Raw genomic sequence first — 21523 nt, 5'->3', positions numbered from 1 at the left:
ATTTTTGGGCGTTCTAAAATTACCGGAATATACAACATTTAACTTTTTATGAATTTTAAGAACCTATTGATTTGTCTTTTCTTTGTAAATTATATTTACATTGGTGCACAAACCAAAAAAGATATACTATTTACAGTAGATAACGTACCCGTTTATAAGGATGAATTTGTTAGGGTATTCAATAAAAATAGAGATATAGTTGCCGAGGAAAATAAAAAGTCTATTGAAGAGTATTTAGAGTTATATATTAACTATAAACTAAAACTAAAACAGGCTTATGACCTTAAATATGATACAATTTCTTCTTTTAGAAACGAACTGAATTCATACAGAGAGCAATTAATAGTTCCCTATTTAACCGATAGTAAAATTACGGAAGCCTTAGTACAAGAAGCTTTTGAAAGAAGTAAATTGGAGATTAACGCCAATCATATATTAGTGGGCGTTCCAGCAAAAGCGTCACCTACTGATACATTAAAAGCATATCAAAAAATTATTGAAGCTAGGATGAAAATAGTAAATGGGCAACCGTTTGCAGCAATAGCAAAAGAATACTCCAATGATCCATCCGCTCAACAAAATGGAGGTAATTTAGGTTATTTTACTGTTTTTGATATGGTTTATGACTTTGAAAATGCCGCTTACGATACTGAGGTTGGGAAAGTTTCAATGCCTTTTAGAACACGTTTTGGTTATCATATTATAAAAGTAAATGATAAAAGAGCAGCAAAAGGAGAGGTTGAAGTAGCACATATAATGATAAAAGAAAACCCAGCAGATTCACTTTACGCTAAAACCAAAATAGAAGATATATATGCTAAAGTAAACCAAGGTAGTCCTTTTCATTTTTTAGCCAATTTACATTCAGATGATAAAACTTCGGCGTTGAATGGCGGTGCTTTGCCGAAATTTAATGCCAATAGAATGATAAAACCTTTTTCTGATGTGGCTTTTTCGTTAAAAGAAGTTAACGATATTTCTCAACCTTTTAAAACCAATTACGGTTGGCATATTGTAAAATTATTAAAGAAACATCCCATAACGGATTTAGAAAGTAGAAGGGAAGAATTGGTTGAAAAAATAGAAAAGAACGAACGTTCTAAAAGAGCAGGAAAATCTGTTGTAAAAAAATTAATAAATAGTTATACAATTGATACTGACGATGATTTAAAAAATATATTTTTAAAAAACGATACCGTTCAGCTCAATAAAAACCTAGAAAAATCTATTTTTACAATTAACGGGGAAAAGGCATTGGTTTCTGATTTAGTGGAATTTAGCAAAGGTAAAAACAACAATCAAAAAGAAATCTTCAATAACTTTTTAGAAACAAAAGTGCTTGATTATTTTAAGGCCAATTTGGAAAAAACAGATAAAGATTTTGCCTTTACCATGCAAGAATACAGAGACGGTTTATTGTTATTTGAGCTTTTACAAGATAAGGTTTGGAAAAAAGCAGAAACAGATACAGTAGCTTTAAAAGAATTTTTTAATAAAAACGCCAACAAGTATTATTGGAAGAAAAGAGGGGATATTGTTATGGCTTCTTGCACACAAAAAGATAAGGCCGCAATGGTAAAAAAGATGCTGGAAGAAAATAAAAATATAGATGAAATAAAATCCGCTGTAAATGAAGACCCTATAATTCATGTAATTTTCACCAAAGGAATTTTAGAGGAAAATCATAAAAAACTTCCTAAGGACTTTGTTTTAGATAAAGTTGGTGTCTCTGATATATTTGAAGAAGGTTCCAATAACTTTGCAGTTGTTAAAACCATAAAAATTTTACCGCCCGAACCTATGAAATTTGAAAAAGCACGTGGTATGGTTATCAATGATTTCCAAGAACAATTAGAAAAAGACTGGATTATAGATTTAAAAGAACAATATCCGGTAGAAGTCAATAAAAAGTTGTTAAAGAAGGTGATTAAAGAAAATCAAAATTAATTTGCGTACCCAATTCACATACATATTTTTAATTCTTGTCATTTTCTCTTGTCATCAAAAAGAAGATGAAGGCAAACCAGTAGCCAAAGTTTATGATACTTTTCTTTATGAAAAAGATATCAAAGAAATATTACCTGAAAACATTTCAAAAGAAGACAGTTTAATTTTTATTAAAAATTACATTAATAAATGGGCTAAACAACAATTGTTAGTTCAAAAAGCAAAAATAAATTTACAGGAGGAAAAAGAACAGATAAATACATTGGTCAATCAATATCATCAAGATTTATTGATAAATAAATACAAAGAAGCTGTTGTAAAACAAGATTTGGACACTTTGGTTACAACAGCCGATATAGAAAAATTTTATGAAGAGAACAAAGAGATTTTTAAGTTAAATGAAGCCCTAGTTAAGTTTAGATATATCTATTTTGATAAAGAGATCAATAATGTTAAAGAATTTGTTTCTTTGTTCAGAGAAAACGATTACACATCCGATAAGGAGATTATGAAGCAAGAATTACAGTTAAAATCGCATAATTTAAACGATTCCATTTGGATAAAGTATGACGATGTTTTAAAAAATGCTCCATTTTTAAAAAGTGAAAATAAAAACGATTTTTTACAGAAAAGTAAATTCATCCATAAAGAAGATTCAACAGGCGTTTACCTAGTTAAAATTAAAGATGTATTATTGCGGAACGATACGGCTCCTATGAGTTATGCTTTACCCACAATAAAACAAATGATATTGCACAAACGAAAGCTTCAATTATTAAAGAAAATTGAAGAAACATTGACTGAAGATGCTATTAAAAACAAAGAATTTCAAATATATTAATATGTTAAAAAAATCAATAGTACTATTGTTATTAGTATTTGCATTTACAATGCACGCACAAGATTCCACAAACACCGGAAAAAGAGTAAAATTAGATGGTGTGGCTACCGTGGTGGGTAAAAATATTGTACTCGATTCTGAAATAGCCGCTTATAAACTAGAATTCGAGCAGCAGAGTGAAGGTAAGTTAGAAATTTCCGATTGTGAAATGTTAGAACAGATTATGGAAAGAAAACTATTATCTCACCACGCTGTGGTAGATAGCATATCGGTTACCGAGGCGGAAGTAAATACTAATGTAGAAAGAAAAATAGCCTATTTTTTAGAACAATTAGGCTCGGAAGAAAAAGTATATACCTATTACGGCTTTAGCGATATGGCCGACCTTAGAAAGGAATTTAACGAAGTTGAAAAGGAAGCTTTAATGGTGCAAAAGATGCAACAAAAGCTAACGGAAGAAGTTGATGTTACTCCAGAAGAGGTTAGAAATTATTATAAAAGTTTGGAAGATGAAAACAATCTACCTGAAATTGGTGCCGAAATTGAACTACAACAGATAGTATTATATGCTAAACCTTCTGAAGAAGAAACAGAGAGGGTACTTAATAAACTTAAAGAAATAAAGCAACAGGTTGAAAATGGAGATAACTTCAAAATGAAAACTATATTGTATTCTGAAGATCCTGGGGTAACACAAAATATTGGTTTATATACAATTACCAGAGAAAGCCAGTTTGTAACAGAGTTTAAGGAAGCCGCTTTTAGTTTGGACGAAGGCGAAATGTCAGAACCTTTTAAATCTGATTTTGGATACCATATTCTGCAGGTAGAAAAAATAAAGGGAAAACAACGTGATGCACGACATTTATTAATGCAGCCCGAAGTAACCGAAGAGCAAAAAGCCAAGGTAAAAGATTCTTTGGAAAGTATTAGAACGGATATTTTAAAACTTAAAATTAACTTTAATGAAGCAGTTGAAAAATATTCTGAAGAAAAACTGACCAAGGCTAATAAAGGATTTATTATGAATCCCGAAACAAATGATTCTAAATTTGATTTAACAAGATTAGATCCTACCTTTTATGCACGTGTTAGTACTTTAAAAGAAGGTGAAATCTCAGATGTTTTTTATGATACCAACAGGGAAGGGGAGCAGATGTACAAGATCATCTTAATGAAATCTAAAACCGATGCACATACTGCAGATTTAATTAAGGATTATATAAAAATTCAAACTTTGGCATTGCAAAAAAAGAAAGAAGAAACCATTGCAAAATGGACCAAAGAAAAAATAGGGGATACCTATATTAAAATTAACAAAGATTATAAAGATTGTGATTTTAAAAATAATTGGAAAAAAGAGGTTTCTCAATAAATTACGTGATATTTTCAGGTAGAAATAAGTAATAATTAACTTAAATAATAATGTCTGACGTAGCAGCAGTCGAAAATTTAGTAACAAAGTATAAAGATCTTCAAAAAGAGGTAGGAAAAATAATTATCGGTCAACACGAAGCGATAGACCATGTTTTGCTATCAATTTTGTGCGGTGGGCACTCTTTACTAATTGGCGTTCCCGGTTTGGCTAAAACTTTGTTGGTAAATACTATTTCACGAACTTTGGGTTTGGATTTTAAACGTATTCAGTTTACACCAGATTTAATGCCCTCTGACATTATTGGCAGTGAAATTTTAGATGAAAGCAGGCATTTTAAATTCATAAAAGGACCTATATTTTCTAATATTATTTTGGCTGATGAAATCAACCGAACCCCTCCTAAAACGCAAGCGGCTTTATTAGAAGCCATGCAAGAAAAGTCGGTTACCGTAGCGGGACATCAATATAAATTAGATGCTCCATTTTTTGTATTAGCAACTCAAAACCCGATTGAACAAGAGGGTACCTATCCTTTACCGGAAGCTCAATTAGATAGATTTATGTTTTCTATCTTTTTAGATTATCCCACTTATCAAGAAGAAGTTGATATTGTTAAAAGTACTACCAACGATGAGGTAAAAGAAATAAATTCTATTTTTTCTGCTCAAGAAATTTTAAGTTTACAGCATCTAATAAGACGAATTCCAGTAGCAGATAACGTGGTTGAATACGCAGTAAACTTAGTTTCTAAAACTAGACCTAATTCCGCAAAAGCCGCTCAAATCGTTAATGATTATATTGATTGGGGGGCTGGACCTAGAGCCTCACAAAATTTAATAATTGGAGCAAAAGGTTATGCGGCAATTCATGGAAAATTTTCTCCAGATATTGAAGATGTTCAAGCCGTTGCCGAAGCGATTTTGCGTCATAGAATTGTAAAAAATTATAAAGCTGAGGCCGAAGGAATTACAGAAGAGCGTATAATAAAAGAGTTGTTTTAAATTACTTTCCAATACATTATCTTAAAAGTCCAGAAAACAATAGGGTAATAGAGTTAATGGTGTCAAAAAAAATATATCCTTTTGTTTTTTTGTTATAATTTTCTTGTTGATCTCTTTCGATGAACGATTAATTTTCTTCACGAATATTTGTTTCAAAAATGGGCAAATTAATAAAGACATCTATAATGAACGAAGGGCTAGTTGTCCTAAAAGCATCTTAAAATGCCTCAATTATATACCAAACTTCAGGAAAAGCTATTGTCAATCTTCCAAATTTAGATATTCGGTACTCAATTATCAATAAGCATGAGGATAATACGTATTGTTGATTGAGCCATCTTCGAAAAAATCGATAATAGAATACCCGGGAGGTGTTTCGTGGTACCAACATTTGCCTGCAGAATCTTTATCGCCTTCTCCCCACCAAAATCCGCTCATAGAGCCGTTGCAATAATAATGGACATTATTATAAACAGCTGTATCTAGCAAATGCATGTGACCACTAATACAATGTATGTTTTTATCTTGATGCTGGTAGAATAATTTGGTAATATATTTACTATCGGTATGATTTCCGCCATAAGGAATTGTGGTTACACCCAAAATTGGGTAATGGGTCATCACCATTACTGAAGCACCTTTTGGTAATGTATTCAATTCATTTTCTAGCCATTTGCGTTGCTCTTGGTCTAAAGAACCTGCATTGGCATTATTACTATCTAATATTATAAAATGCCAACCGTTTTTGGTAACACTATAATATCTACTTTGCATTTCCATTCTTTTAATTACATAGTCTTTACCGTACATGGCATCCGTCTTATCGGGAGCCGCCCACCACATATCGTGATTGCCAAGGCAACTGTACATTTCGTATCCTTTAAATTCCTGCTTTAAGTCATCCCAAAGTTTCCATTGTTCTAATACGCTTTCACGAGTAATGTCACTATAATCTGCCGCCATAATCGTGTCTCCTCCGTTAAGAAAAAAGTCAACTTTATGCTCTTTTATTTCAGTCAAGCATTTTTTAAATCGATTTGGGGCATCATTATCGGCTGACATATGAATATCAGTTATATGAGCAACTCGCAGCACCCTTTTTTCATTATTCTTAGCAGTACTATTCTGAGCGGATAACGTTATTGGAGTGAAAGCCGAAACACCAGCAACCAATCCCATTTTCTTTATAAATTGTCTTCTCTTGGTATTGTTAGGTTTAGACATAATTATATTTTTCTTGAAATTATACTAATTATTAATATCAAAAACAGCGAGTACGCCTTTATGATCTGAAGGCCAAATTCCTTTAGGTTCAATGAATTGATCTTCTCCCGGATTTGTTGCAACGCGTTCACTTTTAACAATAGCACCCATAGGGCCAACAATGGTAACATTTTTAAGACTTATATTATTTTCCGGATGGTAATAAATAAAGTCGATCCGATCTCTTTCATCGGCCTCGGCGGCCCAAATTAATTTAGACAGTTCCACATTGGTATTATTGGCAGGCCAAGTAATACCAGGATGTGTAACAGGGTTAGGATATTTTTCACGATAAGAATCTACAAAGCCTTTTTCTTTTAACGTTATGCTGTTGTGCCAAGGAACTACCGTTCCGTTATGGTCAAAAAGATTCTTTGAAACTTCTGTCCAATCCAAATGCGAGGGTTCGTTAAAATCACCTCCCAATAGCACTAAATTTCCTTTGTCTTTTTCTTTTAAAGCGTCATCTACAAATATTGCAATAGCTTCATCACGTTTAGAGTCTATATTTTGTTTTAATATTTTATCTACATCTAAAATTGGTGATGGTAATTTTTCCCAGGTTATTCCATTATAACCTCTTGGTAGATAACATGCATAATGTGTATAATCAAGATGTGCCGCGTACACAGCAATCTGAGTATTTTCATCTAATTTAATAATACACTTTGCTAGAGATGTTGAATTTAATGATGGGTTTGAAACAATTTGGAATTTTGATAGCAATAGTGGTGATTTACCAGAATTATAGGAATAATAAACACTTCCTCTACTTTTTAATTCATCTAAAATACGTTTGCTAAAAATCGTATTATTATAATTTCGTATTTCACTGAGCATTACAATATCCGCATCGGTCTGAACTATTACATCTGCAACAGCCTGAAATCCCCCATCTACGATTGATCCTTCTTGCCAAGTGTTCAGGGACAGCACCTTAATGTCTCCCTTAAAGTCCGGCAGTTTGGTTTCTTCAACCTCTTCAGGTATTTCTTTCTGTGCATTGCTTGAATTGCAGCTTACCAATCCAACCATACATAAAATTAAGATAATTGCTATTCTTTCCATCTGTAACTGTTTATTTTTTTATTCGACTTGATCTTGGCAAAAGGTTTAGACTGACGTGGTAGAATTTATGAATTGCTACAACTATAAGTTTAAAATAAGCAAAGAGAAAATGATTTCCTCTTTGCTTATAGATAAACTAACTCAAATAAACTTTTTATTCCCCTATTGAAAATATACTGGTTGATGTATACCAAAATACCCAGCTTCCTCCACTCTCATAATAAACGTCGATACTGACAGAAATTTCACCAGAGCAAACATCATAAGTACCCTCTCCATTTTGCCTAAATTGATAGACGTATCCACCATTGTCAGTACCCGCGTCAAAATCACTGAACGTAGCTGCACCAGAGGATCCTCCATCAACTGTAGGAGTAAGCGTTATCTCTAAATTAGCATTAGGAAAAGGACCGTAATTTATCAAATTGCCTGTTAATGAAACAACTGACCCATTTACAGTGCCTGTAACTATATGACCACCTGAAGAATTCACAATATTTGATGAATTAAAAATATCAACAGTCTCACTACACTCATTATCTAATATATTTACAATTATTGATTTATTGCTCTGATTAACAATACCTACACCAATGTCAACGTTTGGTAAACTAACGCTTTCTATTGTAATCTCTAGACTTCTATCTTCTTCACTATTCAACAAATCGTCAATAAGTGTGAGATTGAAAGGTTCAGATTTTATTTCACCTGCCTTAAAAATTACTTCTGTGCTATTTACCGAATAATCTGTACCTTCACTAGCATTATTTCCTGTTACTTTTAAGTTAACACTAAAGTCTTCTTCTAAAACACTACCATCGTATCTTAAATATATAGGGTAATCAGACCCGTTTTCAGCGGTATAGGTCTCCGAAACCGTAACTTCTGCATCTATAAATGATACAAACTTATATCTTTCAAAGTCATACAGTTCAACTGAGTTGTTACAGCCTATTGCTAATATGTACAGAAAGAAAAATATTACTAATTTAAAAGTTTTCATTTTTTTAAAATTTTTAATTATTTAAAAACATTACCAGCCCATTATTTGTTTTAATTCTGGATTTAACGCTACCTGATGTGCCGGTATTGGGCGGTAATAATACTTAGGTTCTTCAAAAGTTTGAGGTGTCGTTGAAGTTACCATATAACCAGATGTTCCGTTGCTTAAAAGAAGGCTTGCGGCCGGATCTCCAAATTCTCCAGCTTTATAATATATTAGATCAACTCCTAATGAGTTTGTTTCTTTTGGCACCGGAATGTCATCACTGCTCGGTATAATATGAATATCATCAACCCCATCTCCTGTCATATCATATTTACCTAACCCTGGAAAGTACATTCCTTGAGGTATGGTTTCTAAAATTTTACCTGCATGCCATCTCATTACATCGTCAAACCTAAATCCTTCCGCTGCAAATTCCACTCTTCTTTCTCTTCTAATTTCTAAAATTACGCCTTTATTTGCTCCGCTTACATTAGGATAATTACTCTCTAAAATAGGATCTATATCAGTATTTGCCGCACCCAAATCTAAATTTGGCAAACCTACTCTTTGTCTAAGTTTGTTTACGGTTATGTCTAAATCTTCTTGTGTGAGCGTACCCAACTCGGCTTTAGCTTCGGCATAAATTAGTAAGGCCTCTGCATACCTGTATGCTGCTACATCATCTCCAGCACTTTCTACGGTATTATTAATGCCTTTATGTTGGTGATAACCTGTAAAATTTTTATTTAACTCCTGAACATATGCATTAGTACTTCCTGCCCTGACCCATCCTGGATAAACAAAAGTCTGTGCAAGTCTTGGATCTCTGTCTTCAAACTCCTCAACAAAGGTGAGTGTACTATATCCTGGTTTGTCACTAAAACGTGTTCCATCTTTCATTAAGTAGGTATTCATTAATGCTTTTGAAGGGCTTTGCTCGTAATTACCAAATGCCGTACCCCAACCACTAGTTCTATTTTTTTCAACATCATAAACATTTATCAAAATAACTTCTGAGTTACCTACTAAGTTTTCTGATTGAAACAGCGTTTGATAATCTGTAGTCGGACTACCAGTATTATAAATTTGAAATTCACCTGAATCCATTAATTCTTGAACGGCACTCACAGCTATTTCTAAATATTTATTTGCAGTACCTTCTAGGCCTAATTCAGGATGATATTTTCTAAATGTCCCTTCATACAATGCAATTCTAGCCTCTAGCAACAAGGCTGCCCATTTATGGATATTTCCCAATTCAACATCTTCTTTAATGTTCTCCGAGGCAAAACGGATATCGCTCATAATACTATCAACAACCATTGCCCTTGGGTCTCTCGGTTTGAACAAATCCTCATCATCAGGATTCAACGTTTTTGAATACCATGGTACATCTGAATATCTTTTTACTTTGTCAAAATAAAATTCAGCCCTATAGTACTTCGCTAAACCTTCAAAGTGATTTTTAACATTCTCTTCTACATCAGCTTTTCCAAAATTTTCTAAAAATAAGTTGATACTTCTCAATCTGCTCCAAGACCATCCTGAGGTAATAGTTTCTGCACTTGGAGTACCTACCATTATATTTTTGATTTCAACGGCTCCTGTGGTAGCCATATCATCAGTTCCTTGATCTCCTAAAAAAAGTGATCCTCCGCCGGGAACAGAATGTATTCCGTTAATGTACAATTGCAAGTCAGATTCAGAATTAAAGAAATTCTCTTTAGCAATTTGAGCCTCAGGTGCCGTGTCTAAAAAATCATCATTACAACTTGCAACGAACAGTCCTAAAGTTATTAGTATTATTAATTGTTTATTTTTCATTGTTTTGTTTTTTTAAGTTGTACTTTTTAAAAAGTAATATTCATACCTACGGATAACTTTCGGTGAAATGGATAAGCATAACCTCTGCTACCCGTAGCTTCAGGATCAACAAACTTTTTGATATTTGACCATTCATAGATGTTTTCGCCCGTAACAAAAAATCGCAATTGAGAAACTTTTATTTTCTCTAAAAGTGTTTCTGGCAATGTATAACCCAACGTAATATTTTTAACTCTTAAATATGCTGCACTTTTTAAATATTTAGTTTGAGGGATATCTAACCCTGCACCATAATTTGAATCTGCCAACCAACTCTGTAACACTGGATATTCGGAATCAGTATTAGCATCCGCTAACCCAGCATCAATATATGACTGTGAATGCTGAGCTCTTAGAGCATCGCTATCTGAAGTAGCTCTATAGAAATCAAGTAAATGAGGATACATATTTGCATAAGGTTGTTGGTAGGCTCCCCAAAATAAATAATTTGTCGGATAGTAATCTCTTTTACCAATACCTTGTAAGAAACTACTAAAGTCAAATCCTTTCCATGATGCATTTAAGTTGAAACCTATTTGGTATCTTGGTTGCGTATTTCCTATAAGTTTTAAATCTTTCGGATCTGTGGCAGATTGACCTCTTAAAATCTTACCATCACCGTCTTGATCTACATATTTAGGCCAACCCGGTACAATACTTAAAGCACCCCATGGTACAATTGCAGATTGATCTAATTGATCAATTTCATCTTGTGTTTCAAAGAGGCCATCATTTTCTAAGCCCCAAATTTCACCGATATCTTGACCTTCTCTCCATTGAGAAAATAATTGGCCATCATTATCAAACCTTGTAATTCTTGATTTACTATCAGATAATATTAGAGATGTACCAAAACTAAAAGGACTTCCACCCAACTGTGTACTGTGTTTATAGCCTAAGGTAAGCTCCCAACCTCTAGTTTGCAAATCAGCTGCATTCGCATCTGGAGGATTGGTACCTAAAACACCAGGTAGCTCTTGGCTTTCAGTAAGCATACCTATGGTATTTCTAGTGTAATAATCAAAGGAAAGGTTTAATGCACTATTAAAAAAGCCCATATCTACCCCGAAGTTTGTAGTAACTACTTTTTCCCAGGTATAATTGTCTGGGTTTACTCCCAGCCCAGGAGCATATACTGCTTTCGGGTAATCACCGTCAATTAAATAGCCAGATTGTCCAGTTCCTAATGAGTTTATATAGCCATAATTACCGACATTTTGATTTCCTAACGAACCTCTAGAGGCTCTTAATTTTAAATGGTTCATTACATCAGTAACTGACTCTCCTAAATCTTTACTTACTATCCAAGCAGCTGATAACGAAGGGGAAAAACCATAGCGGTTAGATTTTGGAAATCTTGACGAACCATCATATCTTCCATTTAGTTCCAAAATGTATCTTTCATTGAAAATGTAGTTTAACCTACCGAAAATTCCATTTATAGCCCAATCAGAGTAGAACCAACCTACAGTTTGATCTCCTGTTGCTAAGGCTAAATTAGGTAAATCAGATGAAATTAAATCATCTCTATTGGCTGAAAACCACTCGTACTTATTTACTTCCTTATTATAACCTATCAGACCCGTAAAATTATGTTTATTAAACTCTTTTGTATAGGTGGCATATAAATTTAAGACATTGTAAATATTTTCTCCTATCGCCTCATACGCATAGTCTTCATTAACTTGTTCCCTTATATCATTTGGTCCGTAACCTATTTTATATTTAGTACCATCCCAATGTCTTCTGTCAGTATCTTTTTTGTATGTATGTTCAGCCGTCAATTTTAACGCTCTGTCAAATAAGTATATATTTAATTTATTGGTTGTCTGTATTCCGGTATCATTAATTTCAGTTTTTCCTCCGTCAATCATTCTGGCAGCTGCACGACCTGCATTTGTATTTGCCCAACTTCCATCAGGGTTTTTTACAACGTCAGTAGGCCTTAAATTGTAAACATTCGTAAGACCATAGGTAGGTAAATTCCTTTTTGTTAATGATAAAAAAGTATTGTTTTCAAAATCCATCCACTCATACGGTTCCAGATTAATTTTACTTCGGATAGCGTTACGCTCCCAAACATCTTCCGCTAACCTATTCAATCCATTCTCAACTGTATGGTTTGCAGATAAATAATAACCTATTGATTCTGATTTTTTTGTATCAGGATCTACAATTACTTTCTTTCCGCTCATGGAAACGTTGTGATTTTGAGAAAAAGCAGACTTATTAAAGAAATAATCGTTCCAATTAGTATCACCCATATATTGCCATCTGTCCGGGTTTTGAGGATCTAATCGTACATTTGGCACCGTAGGGTCGTTAGATCTATCTCTTGCCCAAGCATACGTTTCATCTGTATAATTAACATAATCCCATGGTGTGTTATTTGTAGAAATATCCAGTAATCTGGAAAAAATATAAGGATCGGTAATAGGGTCAGGAGTTATGGTTGGTTTACCCCATATTAAAGAATTAGAATATGTAATTTTATTTTTACCACCTTCTTTAGTGGTTACCAATAAAACACCAAAAGCAGCTCTTGCACCATAAATAGCGGCTGAAGAAGCATCTTTTAATACCGATATTGAGGCGATGTCATCTGGATTCATACGGGTTAAGTCTTCCTCAGAAGAGGGTACACCATCAATCAAAACCAATGGACTTCCGCCATTTATAGAAGTATAACCCCTTATATTAATACTTGCTGTACCACCAGGGGCACCATTTGCAAATGTAATATTTAAGTTAGCTACAGTACCTTGAAGTCCCTGCGAGACGTTTGCAGTCGGTCTGTCTTCTAATTTTTTCATGTCAACTACCTCAACTGAACCAGACAAGTTTACCTTTTTCTGCGTACCATAGCCGACTACAACTACTTCTTCCAAAGATTGAGAATCTACTTGTAAAGTAACATTTATAGTAGTTTTATCGCCAACTACAATTTCTTGAGTCTGAAAACTTACGAATGAAAACTTGAGTACCGCTTCCTTTGAAGGGACATCAATAGTATAATTTCCATCAAAATCAGTTTCTACCCCAATGGTAGTTCCTTTGATTAAAACACTGGCTCCAGGTAAAGGCTGATTAGTCTCAGCATCTTTAACGGTACCATTGATTTTAATTGATTGAGCCCATCCTTGGTGAACAAAAAGTATAAGGAGTAAAAAGCTCAATACTTTAAAATTGTTTCTACCTTTTAAAAGGATGTAACCCTTTGTTGCTCTTTTCATAAAAAATAATTAAGGTTGTTTATTAATATTAATTTTAAATTTTACATGATTAACAGTGGCTATTACCTATGATAAATTATATAAGCAAAAATAATTTTCGGCTAAAGTAATAAAATATTTTGATTGAATAATCAATCAATTTTAAAAAAAAGTATTATTTTTGTAAAGTTTATGTTAAATTTGTAATATCTATGGGACGCAAAAGCTTAAAGAATATAAGACAAAAAGAGATTATAGAAGCATTTTATAAAGTAGCTCAAAAGGAGGGTTTGGAAAATGCTTCTTTGGCAAAGGTTGCTAAAGAAATGGGGGTTAATACAAGTTTGGTGTTACATTATTTTAATTCTAAAGATGATTTAATATTTGGACTAATTAATTATATTTTGGAACGTTACCGTCAGATTTACCTATCCGCCAGCTCTATACTAGAAGGAGAATCTCATATTGTACGCTTGGTTGATAATTTATTTTCAAGAGAATGGAACGAGCTTATTGATGATAGTGTTTTTTACAGTTCTTTTGCATTGATTTTTAGAAATGATAAAATTAAAACCGCTTATCGGGAACTTCATGAGAATTTAAGGCTTTTACTAAGTGAAGTTATAGAAGAAGCTAAAAATAATGGGGAAGTTGATATAGAAGATTCTAAAAAAACCGCAGATTTAATATTCATTATAGTTGAAGGGGCCTACTATTATTTGTCTTTATTTGATCTTGATGAAGTTTATATGGAGAAGTTAAACGAATACAAACATACAGCTCTCGACCTACTAAAATTAACAAAAAAACCAGCTTTAAGCTAACTTCACTTAACTCTGCTTCTTACAATTTGTACAATAGCAAAGACACCTATAAACATCCAAACCAAATTTGTAAACAAATTAGGACGGTCTTTTGTACTGTACGCCGAAATTACAAGACATAAACCACCCAACACGTTCATTAATTGATAGGAAATTTTATCAGCTTTCAGTTTCTTAATACTTAAGAGAAAATAAGAAATGATAAATAGTGCAGAGCCTATCCAGCCAATGATTTCGAATATATTCAAAATTTATAGTTTTGTAATTTGCTTGGAAAGATACTCAGAAAATTGAGAAATTGTATGATTTAATAATATTCTTATAAGAATCAATTTTCTAAATAGAGTTTTTACTTATCTTTAAGTCTGTCGATATTGCCAAAGGCAATCTCACTAAACTTCTCACTACGAATAATAAATAATTTTTCATTTGTAATTATATATTCATATACCACTCATCGTCTTAAGAGTTAATAGGTGCAAAATTTGGCTACTTCCCGATACAAAAATTAGCAAAAATATTACCAAGTAAATCCTCATTGGTCACTTTACCAGTAATTTCACCCAAATATTGAAGAGCTTGACGGATGTCAATAGCAATTAAATCAGAACTTATATTGTTGTCAATACCCTTTTGCACATTTTTAATTTCGATTAATGCTTTGTTCAATACTTCAAAATGGCGACTGTTACTAACAATAGTTTGATTGTTACTCAATGCTCCCATATTAGATAAATCAGTTAAGTGATTTTTAAGTTCATTAATTCCTTCATTTTCTTTTGCAGAAATAAATAAGGTATTTTTAATTAACTTTTCAATTTGATTCATTTCCTTTTCTGAAAGTAAATCAGATTTATTGGCCAGAATAAGCATTTTTTTATCTGGAAATTTATTAGAAACTTTTTTAATTTCATTGACTATCATTTGTAATAGTTGAGCACTTTCTAGTTCTGTTTTCTTTCTTATTATAGAAGCATCGAATAAATAAATAATCAATTGTGCCTGGGCTGTTTTTTCAAAGGTTTTTTTAATTCCTATATTTTCGATTTCATCAGTTGTATCTCTAATTCCTGCAGTATCAATAAAACGATACGCCACACCTTCAATTATTAATTCGTCTTCAATAGCATCTCTTGTAGTACCAGCAATAGCACTAACTATAGCTTTTTCTTCATTTAGCAGTGCATTTAAAAGTGTAGATTTTCCAACATTTGGTTCACCGATTATAGCAACAGGTATACCATTCTTTAATACATTGCCGAAAGCAAAAGACTCAATCAATCTTTTTAAAACAGTAGAAATTTTCGTTATTAATTTCTGAAAATCACCTCTGTTGGCAAATTCAACATCTTCTTCAGAAAAATCTAGTTCCAACTCTATTAAAGAAGCAAAATTCAGCAAGTCTTGTCGTAAGCTTTCAATTTCATTAGAAAAACCACCTCGCATTTGCTGCATGGCAATTTGATGTGAGGCTTTAGAATCTGAAGCGATTAAATCAGCAACAGCTTCTGCCTGACTTAAATCTAATTTTCCGTTAAGAAAAGCTCGTAAGGTAAATTCACCTGCATCTGCCATTCTACAACCATTTTGTAAAAATAATTGAATAATTTCCTGTTGTATGTACAGAGAACCATGGCAAGAAATTTCGACAACATCTTCACCAGTATAAGACTGTGGGTTTTTAAATAGCGAAACCAATACTTCATCTATAACACGCTCTCCATCAACAACATGACCCAAGTGGACAGTATGTGTTTTTTGATTAATTAATTTTTTATCGTGGATAGAATTGAAAAACTGATTTACAATTGAAATAGCATTATTACCTGATAATTTTATAACCGAAATAGCTCCGGAACCCGAAGGGGTAGCTAATGCAATAATAGTGTCTTGAGTATTCATATCTTCTACACAAAAGTAGCAAATTCTCTAGTTTTATGGGTGCTTAGTTAGACTATGTTTGTAACATTCTTTTAAAATAATCGTCATATAATTATGAAACACTCCTCTTTTACATCTTCTCGGGAGAGGTCGTAACTTCTTTTTAGAAGTTGCGGGTGAGGCTAAACACTCTAAAAAAAAAACATCATGAAACAAAATAATCAATTATTAGTCATTACACATTTAAGTCAATTATTAGATTTAGTCACACTAGTTGGCGGATTTTTAGTACCTTTATTTATTTGGTTAACAAATAGAGATAAAGTTTATACTATGGACGAGCACGGTAAATCTATTATCAACTTCAGATTGAGCATGATTATTTATATGATAATATGCGTTCCGTTGATACTATTATTTGGATTAGGACTGCTTGGATTCTTGATAATCGGTATTTTTTATTTTATTTTTCCAATTATAAATGCAATAAAAGCAAGTAACGGAGAACGACCAAACTACCCATTTTCCTTAAAAATTGTATAATTAGAAACTATTTTTAAAAATTATTTTTAGTGAATTTTTAACTTATTTTTAATGAAATTAGAATTCTATATCAATTTGAAGAATTCAAATATCTGATATTCAGCATTTTATATAAAAGTTAAAAAACTACCCATTTTCCTTGATTTTTAAAAACACCCAATTACACTATTGACTGGTATTGCTCTAGTACATACATTTGTTTTGTAATATTATGATATTATAAGATATAATAGAATAAGAAATACTACGTTATACTATCATAATACTAAAATTAGGGGAGAAAGGAGAGAAGTGAAACTATTGAATGAAGATTCAAAATCTACAAGTAGCTTTTCTCCTTCTATTAAAACTTAAAAAGGTATTTAAAAATAAAAGCATTACTCTTAGGAGTTCAACTCAGGGGAGAAAGGAGAGAAGTGAAAAGTTAAGTATGAGCTTAACACTACAAGTAACTTTTCTCCTTACTATTTTATAGAGTTTCTATTTCTCACAGATTTTTACTATTGTTATTCTAAATTGTGTATCGGCTTAACCATGAACTTTAGCTGTTTTGCCACTTTTTTTCATCAACTCGGCTTCGAATGCCAATAAATTGTTCCATTTTTTATTTACAATTTTTTTGTCTTGATATTTTCGTGCAAAACCTAAGAATAAGGTATAGTGATTCGCCTCAGAAATCATCAAGTCTTTATAAAAATCTGATAATTCTTGATCTTCCAAATTTTCTGAAAAAACTTTAAAACGCTCGCAACTTCTGGCTTCTATAAGGGCGGCAACCAATAATCGTTGTATCAAGGCCTCAGTTCGGTCCTTTGTTTTTACAAAATAGGATTGTAAATCTTTGGCATAATCATTTCGTTGAGCTCTACCTAAAACCATCCCTCTGGCTTTCATTAAATCATGGACCATTTTAAAATGTTGCATTTCTTCAATGGCAATTTCGCTCATCGCGGATACCAATTCGGTTTCTTCGGAGTAATTTATAATAATGGAGACTGCGTTAGATGCTGCTTTTTGCTCTAAAAAAGCATGATCTGTTAAAATCTGTTGTAAATCGTTTTTTGCAATTTCTGCCCAAGATGTCTCGGTTTCAAATTTGAGTCCTAACATAACTATAAGTCCAATTTAAATTTACTTTTCAGTTTTGCCAATGCTTTATTTTTTTCTAGCAGTTTATTGTATTTCTCCTGAGGTGTATAGACGTATTTTTTCTGATTTTCCTCATTTACTTTTATAACAAAATCTATACTGTAATTGTTTAATTTTTCACGAAAGTGCCGTAACAATTTTGGTTTTGCTTTTAAAAGTTCTGTTTTCATCATTCCGCTAGGCATAGTAAGGTATATCTTATTATCCTTAACTTTAGGGAGGTCGGCATTTAAAATAGCCACTAAATTTTTAACTCCTTTTTTCTCTAATTTTTTGATTTGATTTTGCCATAATTCTAAAAATTGAATTTCAGTAAAATCATCTTTGGGCTTATTGGTGTTATCTTCAACTTCGTCACTTAATTTTTTGGAAGTGCTTTTCTTTTTATGAACACTATTTAAGGAAAGTGCAGATGATCTTCTATTGGTTCTAGTTGTTAAAACAGGTTTTTCAGTAGTCGGTTTTTGTTCTATCCTAGTTTTTTTAATTTCTTTTGATGTAGTTTCAAGAGCTGGGCTTGTAGGTATTTGTTTTTTAACGACTTTCTTTTCTTTTGTTTTAGCGGTACTTATAAAATGTATTGCAGGGATTATGTAGTTTTTACGCTTTTTTTTTTCGTCCGTGTTTGGAAAAGTAATCGATGCCAATTGCATTAAAGTCAATTCAACCAATAAGCGTTGGTTTTTACTACTTTTATATTTTAAATCGCAATCATTGGCTAAATCTATCCCTTTTAATAAAAATGAAACTTCGCACTTTTTACTTTGTTCGTCATATTGTTTTTTGGTAGCATCTCCCACTTCTAGCAACGGAATTGTAACACTATCTTTAGCGACTAGTAGATCTCTAAAATGTGAGGCCAAGCCTGCTATAAAATGGTGTCCTTCAAAACCTTTTGCTAAAATTTCATTAAACGAGATTAATACTTGGGGAATATTATTTTCAAGGATTAGATCTGTAATTTTAAAGTAAGAATCGTAATCTAAAACATTTAGATTTTCTGCAACTGCTTGTCTGGTAATATTGTCATTGGAAAAACTTACCACTCTATCGAAAATAGAAAGAGCATCACGTAAAGCCCCATCTGCCTTTTGGGCTACAATATGTAAAGCATCATCATCAGCTTTTATATTTTCTTCCTTGGCTATTTTATGTAGGTAATCTTTAATGTCAACAACCCCAATTCTTTTAAAATCAAATATTTGACATCTTGATAAGATGGTTGGTATAATTTTGTGCTTTTCTGTAGTTGCCAAAATAAAAATAGCGTGAGCAGGTGGTTCTTCCAAAGTTTTCAAAAAAGCATTAAAAGCCGCTTGTGAAAGCATGTGTACCTCATCAATAATATATACTTTGTACTTTCCTGTTTGTGGTGGAATACGAACCTGATCGGTTAAGTTACGAATGTCATCCACAGAATTATTAGAAGCGGCATCCAGCTCAAAAATATTAAAGGCAAAATCTTCGTCCGGGTCTATTTTATCTACATTTGCCTGATTAATTCTTTTCGCTAAAATTCTGGCACAGGTGGTTTTACCTACACCTCGCGGCCCTGTAAATAATAATGCTTGTGCTAAATGATTGTTTTTTATAGCGTTTTCCAGCGTGTTGGTAATGGCCTTTTGCCCCACAACATCATCAAAAACCTGAGGTCTGTATTTCCGTGCTGATACTATAAAATGTTCCATAAAAACGAGAAAATTCAAATACAAAATTCAAATTCCAATTGAATCTGGAACTCTGAACTCCGAACTCAAAACACTGAACTTGCAAACACAAAGGTATTAATTAGTATATATTTTATCGTATAAATCTTTATATATTTCTTTAATAACGGATCGTTTCATTTTCATGGTGGGTGTTAGGTGTCCGCTGTCAATACTCCAAACGTCAGGTGTAAGCTCAAAACGTTTTATTTGTTCCCATTTGCCAAAACCTTTATTGCATTTATCAACTTCTTTTTTAATACGCTCAATAACCATTTCATTAGTGATTATTTCCGAATTGTTAGTACCAATTTCTTTATGTTTTTTTAAGGACCATTCCGTAATAAATTCAAAGTTTGGTTGTATTAGGGCCGCTGGCATTTTTTCACCTTCACCAACAACCATTACTTGTTCAATGAATTGTGATTCCTTCAATTTGTTCTCTAATAACGTAGGGATAACGTATTTACCACCAGAAGTTTTGAACATTTCTTTTTTACGCCCCGTTATTTTTAAGAAACCATCATTGTCAATTTCTCCTTTGTCTCCTGTATGGAAATAATCTCCAGTCATTACGCTTGCAGTTTTTTCAGGGTCTTTATAATAACCCATCATTACGTTGGAGCCTTTTATCAAAATTTCACCGTCATCTGCAATTTTTACTTCTACATTTCTGATAGGTTTACCAACAGTTCCAATTCTAAACATATTGTCTTTATACATGTTAACAGTAACCACGGGCGACGTTTCAGTAAGTCCATAACCTTCCATTACATACATACCCGCTGAACAAAATATACGTGCCAATTTAGGGTTTAACGCAGCACTCCCAGATACCATAGTATCTAAATTACCGCCTAAGGCTTCTTGCCATTTGCTAAAAATCAGTTTTCGGGCAATTTTTAATTTAAATTCGTACCACCAGCCATTAGCTCCATAAGGTTCGTACTTTTCGCCTAACTCAACAGCCCAATAAAACAAGCTCTTTTTAATTCCAGATAGTTCACCGCCTTTGGCATAGATTTTATCATAAACCTTTTCCAACAATCGAGGTACCACACTCATTAAGTGGGGTTGTATTTCTTTTACGTTATCACCAATTTTATCCAAACTCTCTGCAAAATATATTGAGCATCCATTGTATTGATATAGATAAATCAATAATCTTTCAAAAATATGACAGATGGGTAAAAAGCTAAGCACTCTTGTTTCTCCATCAATTAAAGGCAATCTAGGTTCACTATCAAGGGCATTGCTTACAATATTTTTATGAGATAGCATTACGCCTTTTGGTTTTCCCGTTGTGCCAGAGGTGTAAATTATTGTAGCCAAATCGGTTTCTAAAACCTCGTTTTTTCTTTGTTCTAACTCAGGTTGATTGCTCGTATCTTTACCTAGTTCAAATAATTCTGAATAATGTTTACAACCTTCGATTCGATCATAACAATAAACCTCTTTTAATTTAGTATTCGCTCTAATTTTATTAACTTTTTCCAAAACCTCACTATCAGAAACAAAGCAATAGATAGATTCGCTATGGTTCAGCACATATTCATAATCTTCGGCAGAAATGGTTGGATAAATAGGGATACTTTGAGCACCTGTTTGTAAAATGCCAATATCAGTAATATTCCATTCCGTTCTGTTTGTGGAAGAAATTACAGCGATTTTATCGCCTTTTTTTATGCCCATTTTTAATAAAGCCCTACTTACTGCATTGGCTTTATCAAGATATTCCTTAGTAGATGTTTTTACCCATTTTCCATCATACTTAGTTACTAAAGCAGCATCTAAATTGTATTTCTCCAATTGATAATAAGGAAAATCAAATAATCTGGTAATTTCTATGGGCATATTTT

16 protein-coding genes are annotated in these 21523 nt (G+C 32.7%); 6 read left to right on the top strand and 10 right to left on the bottom strand.

What is annotated here, in order from left to right:
• Positions 1-48: 48 nt before the first annotated feature.
• The 4 genes from UMM65_RS07875 to UMM65_RS07860 are packed head-to-tail and all read left to right on the top strand — an operon-like array spanning position 49 to position 5167.
• The gene (locus tag UMM65_RS07875) at positions 49-1947 is read left to right on the top strand and encodes a peptidylprolyl isomerase (RefSeq protein WP_321975952.1); all 1899 of its coding nucleotides are present in this window, start codon (positions 49-51) and stop codon (positions 1945-1947) included.
• Position 1948: 1 nt separating this feature from the next.
• Positions 1949-2788 (top strand): peptidyl-prolyl cis-trans isomerase, encoded by an 840-nt coding sequence (locus tag UMM65_RS07870; protein ID WP_321975951.1) that lies wholly within the window; start codon positions 1949-1951, stop codon positions 2786-2788.
• A 1-nt stretch (position 2789) separates the two neighbouring features.
• Entirely contained in the window at positions 2790-4163 is a 1374-nt protein-coding gene (locus tag UMM65_RS07865; RefSeq protein WP_321975950.1) for a peptidylprolyl isomerase, read from the top strand.
• A 50-nt stretch (positions 4164-4213) separates the two neighbouring features.
• A complete protein-coding gene (locus UMM65_RS07860) occupies positions 4214-5167 on the top strand; it encodes an AAA family ATPase (protein ID WP_321975949.1) in 954 nt (317 codons plus the stop codon).
• Positions 5168-5464: 297 nt separating this feature from the next.
• Here UMM65_RS07860 and UMM65_RS07855 read toward each other — a convergent pair whose 3' ends face one another.
• The 5 genes from UMM65_RS07855 to UMM65_RS07835 all read right to left on the bottom strand — a co-directional run bounded on the left by UMM65_RS07855 (position 5465) and on the right by UMM65_RS07835 (position 13582).
• A complete protein-coding gene (locus UMM65_RS07855) occupies positions 5465-6391 on the bottom strand; it encodes a metallophosphoesterase family protein (RefSeq protein WP_321975948.1) in 927 nt (308 codons plus the stop codon).
• A gap of 24 nt (positions 6392-6415) precedes the next feature.
• Positions 6416-7498: an endonuclease/exonuclease/phosphatase family protein gene (locus UMM65_RS07850; protein ID WP_321975947.1), complete on the bottom strand. Its 1083-nt coding sequence runs from the start codon at positions 7496-7498 to the stop codon at positions 6416-6418.
• Positions 7499-7652: 154 nt separating this feature from the next.
• Entirely contained in the window at positions 7653-8501 is an 849-nt protein-coding gene (locus UMM65_RS07845) for a Calx-beta domain-containing protein (protein ID WP_321975946.1), read from the bottom strand.
• Positions 8502-8531: 30 nt separating this feature from the next.
• Positions 8532-10310 carry a RagB/SusD family nutrient uptake outer membrane protein gene (locus UMM65_RS07840; RefSeq protein ID WP_321975945.1) on the bottom strand — a complete coding sequence of 593 codons (1779 nt, stop codon included), beginning with the start codon at positions 10308-10310 and terminating at the stop codon, positions 8532-8534.
• A gap of 26 nt (positions 10311-10336) precedes the next feature.
• Entirely contained in the window at positions 10337-13582 is a 3246-nt protein-coding gene (locus UMM65_RS07835) for a SusC/RagA family TonB-linked outer membrane protein (protein ID WP_321975944.1), read from the bottom strand.
• Positions 13583-13773: 191 nt separating this feature from the next.
• Here UMM65_RS07835 and UMM65_RS07830 point away from each other — a divergent pair, with 191 nt between their 5' ends.
• Positions 13774-14385: a TetR family transcriptional regulator gene (locus tag UMM65_RS07830; protein ID WP_321975943.1), complete on the top strand. Its 612-nt coding sequence runs from the start codon at positions 13774-13776 to the stop codon at positions 14383-14385.
• 2 nt (positions 14386-14387) lie between these two features.
• On the opposite strand, the gene UMM65_RS07825 is transcribed toward UMM65_RS07830, so the two are convergent.
• Positions 14388-14633 (bottom strand): CBU_0592 family membrane protein, encoded by a 246-nt coding sequence (locus UMM65_RS07825; RefSeq protein ID WP_321975942.1) that lies wholly within the window; start codon positions 14631-14633, stop codon positions 14388-14390.
• A 241-nt stretch (positions 14634-14874) separates the two neighbouring features.
• Positions 14875-16287: a tRNA uridine-5-carboxymethylaminomethyl(34) synthesis GTPase MnmE gene (mnmE, locus tag UMM65_RS07820; RefSeq protein WP_321975941.1), complete on the bottom strand. Its 1413-nt coding sequence runs from the start codon at positions 16285-16287 to the stop codon at positions 14875-14877.
• A 186-nt stretch (positions 16288-16473) separates the two neighbouring features.
• On the opposite strand from mnmE, the gene UMM65_RS07815 reads away from it, so the two are divergent.
• The gene (locus tag UMM65_RS07815; protein ID WP_321975940.1) at positions 16474-16809 is read left to right on the top strand and encodes a DUF4870 domain-containing protein; all 336 of its coding nucleotides are present in this window, start codon (positions 16474-16476) and stop codon (positions 16807-16809) included.
• A gap of 528 nt (positions 16810-17337) precedes the next feature.
• On the opposite strand, the gene UMM65_RS07810 is transcribed toward UMM65_RS07815, so the two are convergent.
• The 3 genes from UMM65_RS07810 to UMM65_RS07800 all read right to left on the bottom strand — a co-directional run bounded on the left by UMM65_RS07810 (position 17338) and on the right by UMM65_RS07800 (position 21518).
• On the bottom strand, positions 17338-17919 hold the full coding sequence (locus tag UMM65_RS07810) for a MiaE family protein (RefSeq protein WP_321975939.1): 582 nt from the start codon (positions 17917-17919) through the stop codon (positions 17338-17340).
• Between the two features lie 2 nt (positions 17920-17921).
• The gene (locus UMM65_RS07805; protein WP_321975938.1) at positions 17922-19646 is read right to left on the bottom strand and encodes a DNA polymerase III subunit gamma/tau; all 1725 of its coding nucleotides are present in this window, start codon (positions 19644-19646) and stop codon (positions 17922-17924) included.
• A 96-nt stretch (positions 19647-19742) separates the two neighbouring features.
• Entirely contained in the window at positions 19743-21518 is a 1776-nt protein-coding gene (locus tag UMM65_RS07800) for an AMP-dependent synthetase/ligase (RefSeq protein WP_321975937.1), read from the bottom strand.
• Positions 21519-21523: the final 5 nt, after the last annotated feature.

It is taken from the genome of Aureibaculum koreense, assembly GCF_034296135.1.
Lineage (GTDB): Bacteria > Bacteroidota > Bacteroidia > Flavobacteriales > Flavobacteriaceae > Aureibaculum.
The sequence above is the reverse complement of the archived record's forward strand: the minus strand, read 5'-3'. Positions and strand labels throughout refer to the sequence as shown.